22 protein-coding genes are annotated in these 15,951 nt (G+C 43.5%); all 22 read left to right on the top strand.

From position 1 onward, the window contains the following. Positions 1-224: 224 nt before the first annotated feature. Positions 225-761: a KilA-N domain-containing protein gene (locus tag PR699_RS06860; protein WP_014657891.1), complete on the top strand. Its 537-nt coding sequence runs from the start codon at positions 225-227 to the stop codon at positions 759-761. Further along, positions 761-1,177 carry a hypothetical protein gene (locus tag PR699_RS06855; RefSeq protein ID WP_014657892.1) on the top strand — a complete coding sequence of 139 codons (417 nt, stop codon included), beginning with the start codon at positions 761-763 and terminating at the stop codon, positions 1,175-1,177. Before PR699_RS06860 ends, PR699_RS06855 begins: the two co-directional genes overlap by 1 nt. A gap of 185 nt (positions 1,178-1,362) precedes the next feature. Then, positions 1,363-1,494 (top strand): hypothetical protein, encoded by a 132-nt coding sequence (locus PR699_RS06850; protein ID WP_272573003.1) that lies wholly within the window; start codon positions 1,363-1,365, stop codon positions 1,492-1,494. 137 nt (positions 1,495-1,631) lie between these two features. Continuing rightward, positions 1,632-2,033, top strand: coding sequence for a DNA-packaging protein (locus tag PR699_RS06845; RefSeq protein WP_014657893.1), 402 nt, complete (start codon positions 1,632-1,634; stop codon positions 2,031-2,033). Next, the gene (locus tag PR699_RS06840) at positions 2,014-3,240 is read left to right on the top strand and encodes a PBSX family phage terminase large subunit (RefSeq protein WP_272577830.1); all 1,227 of its coding nucleotides are present in this window, start codon (positions 2,014-2,016) and stop codon (positions 3,238-3,240) included. Before PR699_RS06845 ends, PR699_RS06840 begins: the two co-directional genes overlap by 20 nt. Next, a complete protein-coding gene (locus PR699_RS06835; protein ID WP_154640063.1) occupies positions 3,240-4,571 on the top strand; it encodes a DUF1073 domain-containing protein in 1,332 nt (443 codons plus the stop codon). Before PR699_RS06840 ends, PR699_RS06835 begins: the two co-directional genes overlap by 1 nt. Then, positions 4,528-5,379, top strand: a complete 852-nt coding sequence (locus PR699_RS06830) for a phage minor head protein (RefSeq protein ID WP_154640062.1) — start codon at positions 4,528-4,530, stop codon at positions 5,377-5,379. The genes PR699_RS06835 and PR699_RS06830 overlap by 44 nt, the downstream gene beginning before the upstream one ends. A 3-nt stretch (positions 5,380-5,382) precedes the next feature. Then, entirely contained in the window at positions 5,383-6,528 is a 1,146-nt protein-coding gene (locus PR699_RS06825) for a DUF2213 domain-containing protein (RefSeq protein ID WP_154640061.1), read from the top strand. After that, positions 6,528-7,022, top strand: coding sequence for a hypothetical protein (locus PR699_RS06820; RefSeq protein WP_121874681.1), 495 nt, complete (start codon positions 6,528-6,530; stop codon positions 7,020-7,022). Before PR699_RS06825 ends, PR699_RS06820 begins: the two co-directional genes overlap by 1 nt. A gap of 3 nt (positions 7,023-7,025) precedes the next feature. Beyond that, positions 7,026-7,994, top strand: coding sequence for a major capsid family protein (locus PR699_RS06815; RefSeq protein ID WP_154640060.1), 969 nt, complete (start codon positions 7,026-7,028; stop codon positions 7,992-7,994). A 14-nt stretch (positions 7,995-8,008) separates the two neighbouring features. Next, a complete protein-coding gene (locus PR699_RS06810; RefSeq protein ID WP_154640059.1) occupies positions 8,009-8,371 on the top strand; it encodes a DUF4054 domain-containing protein in 363 nt (120 codons plus the stop codon). After that, the gene (locus PR699_RS06805) at positions 8,368-8,832 is read left to right on the top strand and encodes a hypothetical protein (protein ID WP_272573005.1); all 465 of its coding nucleotides are present in this window, start codon (positions 8,368-8,370) and stop codon (positions 8,830-8,832) included. Before PR699_RS06810 ends, PR699_RS06805 begins: the two co-directional genes overlap by 4 nt. Next, positions 8,829-9,167 (top strand): hypothetical protein, encoded by a 339-nt coding sequence (locus tag PR699_RS06800; protein WP_121874677.1) that lies wholly within the window; start codon positions 8,829-8,831, stop codon positions 9,165-9,167. Before PR699_RS06805 ends, PR699_RS06800 begins: the two co-directional genes overlap by 4 nt. Next, positions 9,121-9,585 carry a hypothetical protein gene (locus tag PR699_RS06795; protein ID WP_230084791.1) on the top strand — a complete coding sequence of 155 codons (465 nt, stop codon included), beginning with the start codon at positions 9,121-9,123 and terminating at the stop codon, positions 9,583-9,585. Before PR699_RS06800 ends, PR699_RS06795 begins: the two co-directional genes overlap by 47 nt. A 3-nt stretch (positions 9,586-9,588) precedes the next feature. Continuing rightward, entirely contained in the window at positions 9,589-11,100 is a 1,512-nt protein-coding gene (locus tag PR699_RS06790; protein ID WP_121874675.1) for a DUF3383 domain-containing protein, read from the top strand. 9 nt (positions 11,101-11,109) lie between these two features. Next, positions 11,110-11,544 (top strand): phage protein, encoded by a 435-nt coding sequence (locus PR699_RS06785; RefSeq protein WP_121874674.1) that lies wholly within the window; start codon positions 11,110-11,112, stop codon positions 11,542-11,544. Further along, a complete protein-coding gene (locus PR699_RS06780) occupies positions 11,544-11,939 on the top strand; it encodes a phage tail assembly chaperone (RefSeq protein ID WP_154640056.1) in 396 nt (131 codons plus the stop codon). Before PR699_RS06785 ends, PR699_RS06780 begins: the two co-directional genes overlap by 1 nt. A 144-nt stretch (positions 11,940-12,083) precedes the next feature. Next, positions 12,084-13,880: a hypothetical protein gene (locus tag PR699_RS06775; protein ID WP_272577829.1), complete on the top strand. Its 1,797-nt coding sequence runs from the start codon at positions 12,084-12,086 to the stop codon at positions 13,878-13,880. A 9-nt stretch (positions 13,881-13,889) separates the two neighbouring features. Next, a complete protein-coding gene (locus PR699_RS06770; RefSeq protein WP_154640054.1) occupies positions 13,890-14,618 on the top strand; it encodes a phage baseplate protein in 729 nt (242 codons plus the stop codon). Further along, complete coding sequence (locus tag PR699_RS06765; RefSeq protein WP_154640053.1) at positions 14,615-14,953, top strand: hypothetical protein; 339 nt, start codon at positions 14,615-14,617, stop codon at positions 14,951-14,953. The genes PR699_RS06770 and PR699_RS06765 overlap by 4 nt, the downstream gene beginning before the upstream one ends. After that, positions 14,928-15,752, top strand: coding sequence for a hypothetical protein (locus PR699_RS06760; protein ID WP_154640052.1), 825 nt, complete (start codon positions 14,928-14,930; stop codon positions 15,750-15,752). The genes PR699_RS06765 and PR699_RS06760 overlap by 26 nt, the downstream gene beginning before the upstream one ends. Next, the coding region (locus PR699_RS06755) for a Gp138 family membrane-puncturing spike protein (protein WP_272577828.1) at positions 15,749-15,951 on the top strand (203 nt) is incomplete at its 3' end. The genes PR699_RS06760 and PR699_RS06755, both read left to right, overlap by 4 nt.

Below are 15,951 nucleotides of genomic sequence, written 5' to 3'. Positions count from 1 at the left end.
CTAAATGTAGTTGACGCATTCAAAATATGCAAGCGAATAATGAGCCTCTGAGAAGTCAGGGGTTTTTATTCGCATTTCACTCTGTGCACCACATGCACACACATCTAAAAACATCGAACCGTTATTTAGGAATGAGCCTTTGAGGAGATCAGTTATAGCTGGTGCTGCTTCGATGGGCTGATTTCCTATGTGGCAAGGGTTCATTACTAAGTAAGGATAGCACTATGCAATACGCAACTATTGTTATTGAGAATACTCGAGTTAGAAGCAACGAATATGGAGCTTACAACTTAAATGATCTCCATAGGGCTGCGATATCTGGCGGCATAGCTAAAGAATGGCAGCGACCAAGTCAGTTTTTAAAAGCTGATGGAGTGAAAGAGTTTGTTGAAGAAGCAACCAGAGTGCTAAAAGTCACTCTGGAACAAAATCAAATACTTAAAGTTGTTAATGGCGGTAATAATCGTGGTACATGGGCGCATGAGATTATCGCGCTACGATATGCATCATGGTTATCTGCTGCTTTTGAGGTAAAGGTATACCAAACATTCAGGGAGTTTGTTCTTGGTCACCTAAGCAAGTTTGCGCAAGCCAATAAACTTGAACTTGAATACCAAAGTAAAAAGAAAAGGGTAAGCACTGCTGCAAGGATTATGAATAGGTGGGGTGTTGGTGGTGAGAAAAATCACCTTGAATCGCAACGAAAGCTACTGGCTAATGAAATTCAAATGACTATACCTGATCTATTGGAGGGTAAGTAATGAATGATCCATTATATGCCTGTGATTTTTTTTGTGGCCAAGTAGCCGAGGCTTATTTGCTTTATCTGGTATCCGTGTGGCGCAGACCTATTTATAGATATGAGACAGGGGATATTGAAGTCAGTAAGTCATTTCTTCACGGTCTGCTAGATGGGTACCCAAAAGATAGAATGACTGACAGTTATCGTGCCAGATTCTATTCAAAATTACTTAAAGAGTTTGATGAGACTCCGTCAAAAGGCGTGGTTATCTGTGGTGGTAAAATACCAGAATTAAGTAAGCGCGGAATTAAATACATGAATGCTCTTGTTCATGAATACGGTGACATGCTTACTGATATTGGTGTTAGAGATGAGTACGGTACTCTAGTTCCACCTGATAATTGTCGTTACGAAAATGCAGGAGCAACTCATTGACCAAGAAAGAAAAAGACTGGCTAGATACTCTCCATCGTCAATTACAGTAATCACTTGAATACTTACACTGTGGCAGAGTTGATGATGGCAGGATAGTTGCTGAAATCGTCGAGCGAGAGTTAGGCAAGTTAGTCAACAAACAGAAAACCAAATAGGCCCTAGCGGCCTTTTTTATTGGGTGGGATATGAAAACAGGAACACTGCATTACAAAATGACACTGCGCCGTTATATGCACCCAGTGTTTATTATTGGAGCTTTGATTCACAGCACTTGGTTAATGAAGCTCTGTTTTAAGAAAGAAATTGTGTTTGAATAAATTTTATAAAATTCTACAAACGTCATTCATAGAGTGGCGTTGATAGAGTTTTATATAGGTTTTTGTTACTGGTGGTCTCGGGATTTACGAGGCATATATGAAAACAGCCAGTGGATTGTTCTAATTGAGGTTAATTAATGGCGACTAAAACAAAAATGGGTCGCCCAAGTAAATTTGCAGAGAGTTTAGTTAAAGCAAAAGAATACTTAATGGGCGGATATGAAACGGTTGGTGATGTTGTACCAAGTGTGGCTGGTCTAGCCTGTTATTTAGGCGTTAGCCGGTCAACGGTTCAGCAATATGCCAAAGAAAATGAAGACTTTTCGGGCACGTTAGAAGCTATAAAAACGTTACAGGAAAATAGACTGATAAATAAAGGCCTGATTGGTGAGTTTAATCCAACGATAACCAAGCTAATGCTGGCCAATCATGGTTACAGTGAGAAGCAGGAAGTGGATCACAAATCCTCTGATAGCTCAATGTCACCAACAAAAATAGTTCTGGTTGCTGGGGGTAGCAATGACGGTAGCGAGGATTGAAATTCCACCTAAACTGGTTCCAGTTTTCGAGAACGAAGGTGTGCGATACCGTGGCGCATATGGTGGGCGTGGCTCCGCAAAGACGAGAACATTCGCATTAATGACAGCTATCCGTGGCTACATGGCTGCAAAGAATGGGCAGTCTGGGGTGATACTTTGCGCTCGTGAGTACATGAACTCACTTGAAGAATCCTCGATGGAAGAAGTTAAACAGGCTATCAGGTCTGTGCCTTGGCTAAATGATTTCTACGAGCTTGGTGAGAAATACATTCGCACTAAGTGCCGCTCAGTTAGCTATGTTTTCGCAGGGTTGCGACATAACTTAGATAGCATCAAATCCAAGGCGAGAATATTAATCGCTTGGGTGGATGAGGCTGAATCCGTGTCAGAGACGGCATGGACGAAACTGACCCCCACTGTTCGTGAAGCTGGTTCTGAAATATGGGTGACATGGAATCCTGAGCGAGACGGAAGCGCTACGGATAAACGCTTTAGAAAGGAGCCACCCGATAACGCAATTATTGTCGAGATGAACTACGATGATAACCCGTGGTTTCCTTCCGTGTTAGAAGAAGAGCGCTTGAATGACCAAGCTAGACTAGATGCCGCTACTTATGCGTGGATATGGGAAGGTGCTTACCTTGAAAACTCTGATAAACAAGTATTAGCCAATAAATACGTTGTTCAATCATTCCCTGATGACCTGTGGAAGAAAGCAGATAGGTTGCTTTTCGGGGCTGACTTTGGTTTTGCTAAAGACCCTAACACGCTTATTCGCATGTTTATCTTGGATGACTGCCTGTACATCGAGCGCGAGGCTTACGGTGCAGGCGTTGAACTTGACCACATGCCAGCTTTTTACGATGAAATACCCGAAGCTCGTAAGTGGCCTATTAAAGCTGACTCCGCGCGACCCGAAACAATTAGCTATTTAAAGCGGCAGGGATTCAATATCTCAGCTGCTAAGAAGTGGCAGGGCAGCGTAGAAGATGGCATCACATACTTGCGTGGTTTCAAGCAAATTATCATCCATCCTCTCTGTAAAGAAACAGCAAAAGAAGCCCGCCTCTACTCATACAAAACAGACCGCATCACTGGTGAAGTGCTTCCCGTCATTGAGGATGCGTATAACCACTGCTGGGATGCGGTTAGGTATGGTCTGGATGGGTATGTCAAGGGGCGTACATCAGTATTGGATATCCTCTAATGACTAATAAAAACTTAATTACTCGGCTTAATGACAGCTTGAGCAGCATGATGACGTCTCTCGGTGAAAAGATAGGCGCAATTACATACGGTAATAAGAAAAAAGCAGTGCCAGATACCGAATTAATGGCGCTGTACGATGGCTCATGGGTGGCGAAGAAGTACATCAATAAAACCGCCGAGGATATGCTTAAACGCCCTCGTGAGTTTTCAGGTGACATTGACAGTACGTTAATTCAAAGCATCAAAGATGCTGAGACTGAATTAGGGGTTTATCAGGTTTTGAATGATGCGTTGACATGGAGTTCATTGCTAGGTGACGCTCTCATTGTTGCGATTACTGATTGTGATGATGAAAAAATAGTATCAAGGCTCAATCTGGCAGATGAAGATATTGTTAAATTCATAGTGCTAAGGAAGGGTGAATATACGCCTGATTCCAATGTCATTACTGATATCGCTTCACCGCATTTTGGCGAGCCGATTGTCTATCAGATTGATATTGGAGATAAGCAGTTAAAATTTCATCACACACGCTGTCATCGAATCAAGCTTGGTAAGCACAGTTTAAAAGATAGAGCTAAGTTCGGTACATCTGATCTGCAAACACCGTACAAAGACATCAAGATATTTGATACGGCGGTTCTCAGTGCGGGCGACACTATCCAAGAAGCTAACGTCGATGTTTTATTTATACCCGGAATGAACAATCAGATTGCCAGTGGTGAAGAAGATAAAGTAAGAAAATACCTCGCTGTGATGAAGAAAGGTAAATCGTCTACTGGTATTCTTGCTATTGATGCAGGTGATTCTAATGCTCAAGGGCGATACGAGCAAAAGACGGCGCAATTTGCAGGTTTGTCTGATGTCATCACCAAGATGATGAGTGTTCTTGCCGGCGCTCTGGATAGACCTATCACTGTTCTATTTGGTCAGTCTGCAAGTGGCTTCAACTCAGGCGAAGAGGATAACAAATCTTACTACGAAACAATAAACGGGTTGCAAGAAGCTCGTTTGCGTCCACTGCAAGATTTTATCGACCAGTTCATCCTCGACAAGCTATCAATCAGTGACGAACTTAAGTATGACTATCCATCAATTGACAGCATTAACGAAGCTGAACAGGCAACACGATTCACTGCATACTCAACCGGTTTCACGTCAATGTTGCAAAATAGCGTAATAGACGAAGAAACGGTACTACGTGAAATGGTGGCGAGAGGGTTATTAGTTACGGTTACTGAGACCGATATTAAACGAATAGTTGAATCATCAGGATATGGTGACTATGGAACTACAACAGATATTGGAACACAAACAGGGGAGACTTAAGCCACGACGAAGGCGAATGCGACCCATCAAACAGAGCAAACGCACCGAGGTTTGGTACCGAGAGCGATTAAACTCTGTAATTGATGAAATGGTTAATGTCATTATCGCCGAGTTAGAAAGTCCCACGCTGAACGACGCTCCAAACACTCCTCCTTTAAGTATCACAGCCAAATTATCTAGAGCAATACAAAAAGTGGCCAATATGTCTATCGCTGACATTGCTAACCGATTGTCATTTGGTCTAGTTAATCGCGCAAACCAACAAAACAAAGAACAGACACTGCGGACGTATAAAAATGCGTTCGGTATCGACCTGTCCGGCATGTTGGGTGATGGTGCTATTCGTGAGGATATGGATAAAGCGGTAAAAGAGAATGTTGATTTGATTAAGTCAATACAGACTGACTTTATCAATGATATCGGCGCGGAAGTGTTCGGTAATCTGAAGAACGGCGGCAGGCACGAAAATCTCATTGCATCCATCCGTGAGCGGGGGAAGGTGTCGAAAAGCCGTGCGAAGTTTATCGCACGTGACCAAACCGCAAAGCTTAATGCTGCATTGACTGAATCTCGTAGTCGTGCGCTCGGACTTGACTTGTACGAGTGGGGCGGTGCTGGTGATGAGCGTGAGCGTGATAGTCACCGCAAGTTAAACGGCAAACTCTGCAAATACTCAGATCCCGCCGTCTACTCTGACGATGGCGGCAAAACGTGGAAGAAGCGCAAATCAATCGGGGCATACGAAGGCCATCCAGGAACTGATTATCAGTGCAGGTGTGTCGCGTTGCCTTACGTCTCATGGGATTAATTTATGGCATGGAAAAAAACGCCACAGGGGTACGCTGTTACTACTGCGGCAATAACCCGTGCAGGGCCTATTGAATATTATGGTCATGAAATTGGGTTAACTGGCAGTGATGCCAACAAAAAAATAACAATCATCCGCACGCTCGAAGAACTCTCAAAGCAAGAAACACTTAAATCGTTTGAAGGACTCCCTTTGACGCTTACTCATCCCGACAGCGGTGAAGTGACATCAGGCGATCACAAAGAGAAAGCGATAGGTCACATCCAGAACGTCAGGATTGAAGGCGACAAGATTGTTTGTGACGTCTACATCACAGACGCAGCGGCAATCGCAACACTAGAGAAAACAGATGTCCGTGAGGTTTCTGTTGGCTATGAGCCAGCCGAAATTGAAAGGCGTGACGGCAAGTTATATCACATCAATATTCGTGGCAACCATGTTGCCGTGGTAGCAGAAGGGCGCTACGGCGCTGACATTAGGTTAAACGACAAGAAAGGTAAAACGATGTTTAAAACATTAAAAGATGCTCTTAGCTTTATGCAAGGCAAAAAACTGAAAGACGGAGAAGGTGCGACTCTCACTGCCGAAGAAATTGTTGGCATGATTGCTGCGCTTGAGAAGTCATTAGAAGAACTTGAAGGTAACGCTTCGGAAGAGGCTGCTGCAAAAGCCGCTGAAGTTATGTCTCAGTTAGCCGAATTAAAAGCGCAACTTGAAGGCATGAATGCAACGCCAACTGATGCAGATCCAGAAACACCACCCGCCGATGATAAAGATGCTCGCATTGCGGCATTGGAATCTGAAAACGCTCAGCTAAAAGAAGAAAATCAGCAACTGAGGGAGGAGTTAGAGGCTCTCAAGGCTGAGAAAGACACTAATACGACATTAACTGATGCGAAAGCAAGATTCCCAAAACTTAAGTTCGCAGATGCAAAATCAGCTCGTGATATCCACTCAATCGTTCTGTTAAGTACGGGGGCGTTTAATGATGCTCAGGTGAAAGCAATGTCAGATGAAGCCTTGAGAACAGCTTACATTGCAGTGCAGGCAACATCTAAACCCAAAAGTGACATTGGCAAACATCTATTCAATGACTCGGCATCTAAATCAACAAAATCAGTCTCTCAACGTTTAGGGGGTAAAAAATAATGTCTTTTTTCCAAACTAACTGGGATTCGCCTATCGGAACGCTCCGGGCTGGCACAATTTACCGCGCATCAAGCTCGAACGATAAAGTGTGGGGAGAAGAAAACCGCACTGAAAAAGATATGGACTATGGCATCTTTGTTGCAGTCAATCCAGAGGGCGGCGTTAAACATATTGAGACAGTCAATGATGTCGTTCACGGTATTGTTGTTCGTGATATTTACGGCGACAAGGCTCCGCACAGTAAAACAACTAACGTTGGCCACTTCTCTCACGGTGACTGTGTGGGCGCTCTAGCTATAGAAGGCGAAGAGTTTACTCGTGGTGATTTGGTTTACATCAAAGTTGGTGGTGATGCGTCAGGACGAGTGACTAAAGAAGCGGATGGAAATATCTTTCTTGGCTATTGGGCTGAAAAAGTGAGCAAAGGTAGTAATTGCGTAGCTATCACTCTGGGCTACATGCAAAACGTACAACAAACAGGCTCGGGAGAGTAATTAATGGCTATCGAAGAAGCATATTTTGAAGAAGTGTTGCAAGAGTCTCTGACTGAGCGTGACAAAGAGTTGCAGGAGAAAGAGCTACCTGAAATTAACATTGGTGAAGCTATTCCTGTTAGCGAAGGTCTTGATTTTGCAATGGAGTATTTTGAGTACGGACGCACAGAAGTGATGGGTTCTGTGATGGATGGCATTATTGGTAACAAAACCAACTCATTGGTCACTATTGACAGTGAAATTGAGATGGAAAAAGCACCGGTCGCACAATGGGCTAAGGCTGCTACATGGACAACGCAACAAGTTGAAAAAATCGCCAAGCTGGGGTTAAACCTACCATCCAAAAAGCAAGATGATCTTTACGCCAACGCACTAGCAACAATTCAGTATGCTGGCTACCGTGGTCACAATGCTGTTAAAGGTCAGGAAGGTTTACTTAATGGCTCATTAGTGCCAGTGATCACCGAGAAGTCTAAAAAGTCTATCGCAGATATGACGGCAGAAGAGTTTATCTCAATGATCCTCGATGCCTACAATGTTGCATGGGCTGCATCAGGTTATCGTGTACAACCAACTCACATTGCAATGGATGCGGCTGACTTCATGTTAGCTATGCAGAAGTTTGATACAAACAGTGTGATTGTGGGTGTTGACTTACTACCAGTATCAGCAATGGATCGCGTCATGGCGGCACTGCGTAAAGCATCAGGTGATAACGCATTCAGTATTAATTTTGTAAAAATTCCTGCTGAATATGCGCGAGAAATCACAGCAGGAAAAACTCGTCTAGTTATCTATACCTACGATGAAGAGTATGTGGAAATGAAAGTTCACATGCCAGAGCTTTTACCTGTTCGCCAACGTGACCTGCTGACATACGAGTGTGGCTATCGTGCTGCGTTCGGTGGTGCAATGTGGAAGGTTCCTGCATCAGCAGTGTATGTGGACTACAAAACATCGCCTAGCAAGTAATCTAAGGGGGTAACATGTCTTTTCTTGTGCGTTACCCCGAATTTGCCAAAGTTGATAAAGCAAGAATTGAACTCGCCCAACAAGATGCTGAAAACCAAATGTCTCGTAAAATATGGGGAAAGAAGTTTGAGCAAGGGCGAGATGCTTTAACAGCACATCTTCTCTATGTCTCTGGCGCATTAACCAAATCAGGTCATTCAAATGGTAATCCAGTACAATCCGCGACAAGTAAAGCTGCGGGTGGTTTATCTATTGGTTACTCTGCGCCTGACGCTGGCTTTGGCTCTAATCACGATGGATACGCATCAAGCTCTTATGGTCAGGAATATATCCGACTTCGCAAGCTAGTTGGTGTGCATGTAATGGTGATCCCATGATTAAAAACTCTGGCAAATTCAATGGTGCGGGTCTCAAAGCATTAGAGGCTCGTATTCGTGCAATAGGGCAAAAGAAAGTCGTCGTGGGTGTACCTGCAGCAACTAACGGTAAGCGTGATGATGGACTCAGTAATGCCACCATTGCAGCGGCGCATGAGTTCGGTGTTCCCGGTCATATTCCTGAGCGGTCGTTTCTTCTGTCGACGTTGAGGGAAAATAAAGGTAAGGCGACAAAGTTGCTTATTCGTGAAATCATGACAGATATCTCACAAGAGGATTATTCAGGTAGATCACTCGCTATTGTCGGAGAAAAGCTAGCAGGTGAGGTAAAGCGTAAAATTCAAACAGGCATCAGCCCAGCGCTTGATCTAAAAACGATAAAGCGCAAAGGGTCCTCCAAGCCACTTATTGACACTGGCAACTTAATACAATTAATCACTTACGAGGTGCGCGATAAATGATGGATAATTTTGTTGAAGATATCTTTTCCGATCCGTTCTTTGCTCAGGAGTGTGAGTTTGAAAGTGAGTCTGGCGAAAAGCGTATTCTTGTCTGCATTGTTCAGCCAGCCAGTAATGATGACCTGCAAATTCTGCCAGAAGGTGATCGCTACAACCCAACCGTCAGAGTCATGACACAAGAGCCAGTCGAAAACAAAGAGTTGTTTTACTGGAACGGTCATCGTTGGCGCATTATCAGTAAATCGCTATGGAATGATTATGGCTATTACGACACTCTCGCAACTCGATATGAGGGCAGTCAGACGGACGATAGCGGAGGTTTCCCAATTACGTGAGGAACTGGTTATTGACGGTGATGATGGAGTAGATGTTTCTGATTGGGAGTATTTCATATCAGTAAGCAGGTTACCATCAGAGCCTATTGGTACAGAGATTAAATTCGATGCCACCAATGAAAAAGAAATCGTCACGTCAACCTACGAAACCTCAATCTCTATCAATTCCTTTGGCAGAAATGCCTATCTGATCATAGAGAAGCTATCAACATCAATCAGAACGAGCTATGCACAACAGCTATTTAAACGAATAGGTGTCGGTGTCGTTCGCTCATCTCAAATTAGAAACTTACCAACTGCAATCGCTGGAGGTAAGGAGCAACGTGCTCAGTTCGACTTAGTTCTTTCACATATTCATCGTATCGAAGCACCGCTCAATCGTGGTGAGTCGGTCGTCATCACTACTCAAAAGGATTAATAAATGAGTTTATCAATCAAAGAGGTGATTAACGCTCAAATATTGCCACAAGCGGCAGCGGCACAACGCCGTGATTTGAGTATGGTCGCCATTTTTACATCAGAGGTTGGAGAAGTCTTTCAGGATGCCACGACACGCTATGTGTTTGTGTCTGATGCTGATGATGTAGCAAATCTATTCGGTAGCCAGTCTAGCGCACACAAAGCGGCACAGGCGCTATTCTCAGCACGTCCAAAGTTAAAGCGTGCAATGATTGCTCGTTACGCAGAACAGAAACAAGAAATCCCAGCTATCGCTAATGCGCTGAAGGGTTCAACGGTATCTGCTGGTATTAATGCGTTTAAATCTATCACCGATGGATCTATGACGTTGAATATTGCAGGTGAAGAAACGGAACTAACAGCATTAGATTTTAGCAAGGCTATTGGGTTTACCGATATCGCATCAACTATTGAAACTCAATTACCAGAAGATAAAAACCTACAAGTGATTTGGGATGAGGTTGGTCATCGTTTCATTATTCAGGCAAAAACTACGGGTGCTTATCCTGCGACACGCTTAGGTTATGTTACAGAATCAACGCAAGGTACTTACATCGGTAACATGCTTAAACTTGAAAATGGTCAGGCGACAATTGTTGTTGGGAAAGCGTCAGAAAGTGTTGAAGCTGAAATGCCATCTGATGCAATGCGTAAACTGCAAAATATTTATCAAAACTGGTATGGCGCTTATTTTGCTAACACGTTAACTGACGAACAGCTTGAAGATGCTCATGATTGGGTGGTTAGCGCTGATTTAAAAGTGCTGGCATATACCGCTATTCGTGATGAGCAAATCGAATGGAATAACGAAAACGTCCTTAAAAAATTGCACGACAAAGCCTCTGGTCGCTTAATGGTTCAGTTCAATAAAACTGGAGATGATCACGCTGCAGCCGAATTGCTCGCGATTGCCGTTTCAACGGTTTGGCAAGGACAGAACACAGCTAAGACAGTTAAATTTAAACAACAATCTGCGGTTCGTTCTGATGACCGAGTGACATTAATTGATGCTCAAAAGTGTCGCCGTTTAGGTATCAACTACTACACCGACTATGACGGGATCAATATGTTAGCTGAAGGCACGATGCTCGGCGGCACATTTATTGATGAAGTGATGGGGCTGGATGCGTTTATTGATGCGTGCCAAAAACAAGCCTTCACGACCTTACAAGCCAACCCAACAAAAGTACCTCAAACCGATAAAGGCCAAGCGATGCTAATTGGCTCACTGGTCGTTATTGGCAATGAATTTGTCCGTAATGGTTTTTTAGCCGGTGGCATTTGGCGCGGTAATGATGTGGGCGAGTTAACATACGGTGATCGCCTTGATGAAGGTTTCTATTTTTACTCGGATAGCTTTGATGTTCAGTCACAAGCAGATCGAGAAGCCCGCAAAATGATGCCGATTATGTGTGCAATAAAACTCGCTGGGGCAGGGCACTCAGCCGATTTATTAATTCAATTCAACCGCTAGGAGTTCTCAATGGCAATTTATAACCACAAGCGACTAATGGTCAGCATCAACGGCTATGAGATCACCGCATTCGATGAATCGGCGGATTCAATCGCAATTGCGCCGGTTGGTGACGACGGGGCGTTTACCATCGGTGCGAGTGGTCGCGGTGTGTATGTGTTTACCGGTAACGAATCAGCAACGCTGACACTCAAGCTATTACAACATTCAGAAGATAATCAGTTTTTATCAAATTTACGCAATCAAATTTTAAGCAGTCAGTCTGCACCAACGCCACTTGAGCTTTATATCAAAGACACATGGAATGGCGATGAAATCGTGGGTCACGTTGGTTTCTTTACGACACCACCTACAGTGACACGGGGCGCATCACATAACCCAACTCAATGGACTATCCAGTTCGAGCGAGTCATTACTAAATTAGCCAAGGGAGCACAAAACTAATGGAAAAAGATAATATCACTTACGAACACCGCGCCAGCAACTTTATTGAAGCCAAAAACCACGCAATGAAACTACTCGGCATGTTAAAGGGGTGTATTACCTTAAATGGTGAACAGGTAGGTGTTGATATCGGTGGTGTGCTAGCCAATATCGGGTCGCCTGAAATGCAAGACATCGAGAAGTTTATTTTAAAATGGGTGATTGCAAAAAATGAAGAAGGGGAAATAATTCAATTAGATAAGGTGGATGTATTTAACAAACACTTTAATACGCATCGCTCACACTATTACCCGCTAATTGTGGATGGGTTGAAATTCCACTTCGCTGATTTTTTGCCCGATGGAGTCGCATCCAAAGTAAGTACGCTCAACTTGGCGGAACTGACAGTAATGTAAGTGATGTTGATTGGTTAAAAATGCTCCCAATTATGGAAGGCAAATATACCGGTCATGATCTTAGAACGACAGCAACGCTCGGCGATGTGCTTGATTTTCATGAAGCCTATGTCGAGCGTTTGTTGTCTCAGCAGAGGGCAGAGGATGGAAATCGAAGAACTTCTCGTTGCCATCGGAGTGGACACCACTCAGGCAGCTAAGATTAAAGATGTCGTCGCTGCCCTCGGTGCGGCTGCGGCTCAAATTGCGATTGAAGCAAACAAAATTAACGGAAATCTCGATGACATTGGGGATGAGGCTTCAGATAATCTTGAAGAGGCTGGAACCAAGGCGGACAATGTTGGCAGCAAAATTAGTAAACTTAAATTAATTGCGCTTGGGGTTGGGGCGGTAATAGGCGCTGTATCAGCTAAAGTGATTGGTTTTATTGATGGCGCACTCGCTGGCGCAAAAGATCTCGCGCAAGAAAAAGGGTTACTATTTGATATATCGAAAAAGGAGTTGGCACAAGCTGATGAATATCAAGCGGCACTGAAAAAAACAGGGTTATCAATTGACTCGATTAAGACAAAAATCGCTCTGAACCTCGTGCCGCAACTTACCAAAGCAACGAAGGGTTTTAATGAGTGGTTAACATCAAACAAGGAGCTTATCGCTAATGGTCTGACAAAAGTCATTCAGTGGGGGGCGAAGGTAATTCAAGTTGTTATCAACTCAGTTAAAGCAATCAGTATGCTGATAGAAAAAACCATTGGTTGGAAAGCGGCTGTTATCGGACTGGTAGCTATTCTGGCAGTGCTGAAGAGAGCAATGCTCATGGCGTTCATTGCAAACCCGATAACGTGGGTGATTGCAGGTATTGTTGGCTTAATGCTCTTACTTGATGATCTGATGGTTTACCTCGAAGGTGGCGATTCCCTATTTGGTGAGTTTTGGGGTTCATGTATTAGTTGGATTAAATCAGTTAAAGATTGGTGGAGTGGGTTATCTAAAGAGTTCAAAGCATCATTAAAAATCATCGGGGCAATGCTAGCGGCCACATTTGGCACTAATATTTTTGTATCGATGACTAAAGGTGCTGGTCTTTTTGGAAAGGCGATTAGCTTCCTGATATCACCGATAAAAACGCTCATCAAGTTTGCTGGGTTAGCTGGCAAGGCTTTCATGATACTTGGTAGGGCGCTATTAATGAACCCAATAGGCATTGTTATCGGGCTTGTTGTTGGTCTAGGTTATGTTCTTTACGATCTTTATAAATGGCTTACAACTGGCGAGTCTGCTTTTGGTGATTTTTGGAAGGCTGTTGCTGACACTTGGGAAAAGATAAAGTCATTTTTTAAAGACGGTGTGAAATCCATCTTGATGTCGCTGGGGCTTTCAGAAGACGGTGCAGAAAAAGCAGTCACAGCCATCGGTGAAGCCTTTAGTGCGGTGTTTGCCCTGATTATCTATCCTTTCACCTCAGCATGGGAATTTATCAAGGGGCTTTTCAGTATTTGGGGCGATGATTCAACATCTTTCACCGAAAAGCTCGGTAAAACCTTTAGCTTGGCGACGGATATCATTAAAAAGCCATTTATGATCGCGTTTGAGTTTGTTGAGAAATATTTCAATAAGCTCATTGGAGGTATTAAAGACGGTATTGCTTCAGTCAAAAGTTTTTTTGGTTTTGGTAATGATGAAGCAGTTGGTGAAGCTAGTGGTAATCTGACTGGATCGATTATCAACGCCGCATTGCTAGAACCAAGTTTGCCTAACTTATCGTCTGCGACCACCAATAACAAGTCAATTACGATTAACCAAGGCGATATACAGGTACAGCAAAGTATCGTCACTGGCGATCCACAAAAAGCGGCTTCATTGTCTCTGGATGGCATTAATAAGAATGGCTATAAACTTGCAGAAAAATCACTCGATAGCGTTTTGGCTAATGGTAGATAAGGTAATGAGATGGATATAACTAGTGGTATGTTTACGGGGCGCGTGGCGGTGATCACGCGCTCAATTGGTGATTTTGAATTAGATTGCACGGTCAGAGAAGAACATACGTCATCATTGCGGTTAACAAAAAACCCCGTTGAGTCAGGGGCGGATATTGCCGACCATGCCATTTTAGAACCCAAGTCACTCACGATAACGGGAATTGTGGTTGGGTACGAACCCCCACAACAGATTAAGAACTTAACCGGTTTAGATACGGATTTAATGAGTGAATACCCGTTACCGCTTGAATTATCTGCCTCCCTAGGGCAAGCCCAATCAATGTTAGGCTCTTACCTTTCGGTAGGTGCCGCTGTTCAAGAAAAAGCGGCTAAGGTGCTTGCGCCTTGGTACCCAGATAATGTGAATACCTCAACCGATGCGTCACCCACGTTAGACCGTGTCGGGCGTGCGTATGAAGGGCTGCTCGCTTTACAAAAAAAAGGTGAGCCTATCACTGTACAAACGGGGATCCGGTTGTACACAAACATGATAATTACCAATATTAGTACCACGCAAGACAAGCCTGGTTCGGCTGAATTCACATTGACGGTTGAAGAGATATTTATTGTTGAAAATAAAACAACACAAGGGCTACATCCTGATTTAAAAGGGCAACCGAAAAAAGCCAATAAAGGGCGCACTCAGCCGACTGAAAAGGGGAGTAAATCCTCCACATTGCGGGAGATTTTTAGATGATTTACGAAATTCCGCTATCAGATGAACCTATTCAAGAGCAGTTATTTTCACTGTTTGATATGAATTTGCGGCTTACACTCTACTACAATCCGATCACCCACGGTTGGCAGTTTGATTTGTCAGATACCGATACAAACCGCCTTATCACACAGCGGCAGGGGTTAGCTGTCAATGCGCCGTCACTGCTTGAAAAAAACTTACCCTTTATTCTGATGCTTGCTGATAAGTCTCACTTTGGTATCAATGCGTTATATCGACGTGAATTAGGTGAAAGGCTTTTGCTCTATATTGTTGATAAAGGACTTTGGTATGAAGCAATTCGGGCGACAACTTAAATTAGTGATTGGCAATACAAAAGAGTCACTAGAAATAACAAACCTTAGAGTCACTTTTGAAGTCAAAAAAACACTAACACCAGAGCCTAACCCTGCTGTTATCCGTATTTACAACCTTAATGCGTCACATCGAAACTTATTAACCAGCAAAGAATTTAATCGAGCCTCGTTATCTGTAGGTTATGAAGAGCTACGTCAAATTTATGCTGGCGATATTGTTGAGGCAAACACAATAAGAGACGGTGAAGACTTTATTACTGAGCTGATATGCGGTGATGGGTTTAAAGCTTACACGTCATCAATGGTAAACAAAACGCTGTCGGCAGGTAAGAGTGATGCTGAAATCCTTAGAGAGAATACGCAAGCAATGGGGGTTGAGACGGGTGTTATTGATTTACCAAAAGATAGGCAGTTACCGCGAGGTAAAGTGATGTTTGGCGATCCTAGGGAGTTACTTCATAAGATAGCTAAGAATAACAATGCTCAATGGTCTATTCAAGACGGTCAAATGACGGTATTGCCAAAAGATAAGGTGCTTGCAGACAATGAAGGCTTTGTGCTTTCACAAGAAACAGGATTGATTGGTAGCCCAGAAAAGACCGATAAAGGTTTACAGCTAACATGCTTGTGTAATCCGGCATTGCGAATTGGTGGATTTGTTCGCGTTCAGTCCATCATGAATGAGTACAGTGGCGACTTTAAGATCACTGAACTAAGCCATGCTGGCGATTTCATGAATGATCAGTGGTACAGCCAAATGACGTGTATCGGTGGCAAGTTTAAGAAGGTGGAAAAATGACAGAGCCAACGCTACTTGATGTGCTCGGCAAGCAAGCTGAAAACCAACGCCAAGACATTCATACGGCACTGCCGGCAAAAGTAGTGTCATGTAACGGTCATAGTGCGACGGTTGAATTAATGATCAGCCATGTCACTAAAGAGGGAAAAGTGATTGCGTTGCCTCCGTTAGCCGATGTTCCGGTTGGATTTTATCGTGG

The sequence above is a fragment of the Providencia sp. PROV268 genome (assembly GCF_028477805.1).
Taxonomy (GTDB): Bacteria; Pseudomonadota; Gammaproteobacteria; order Enterobacterales; family Enterobacteriaceae; genus Providencia; species Providencia stuartii.
This window is presented reverse-complemented; position numbering and strand designations above follow the sequence as displayed.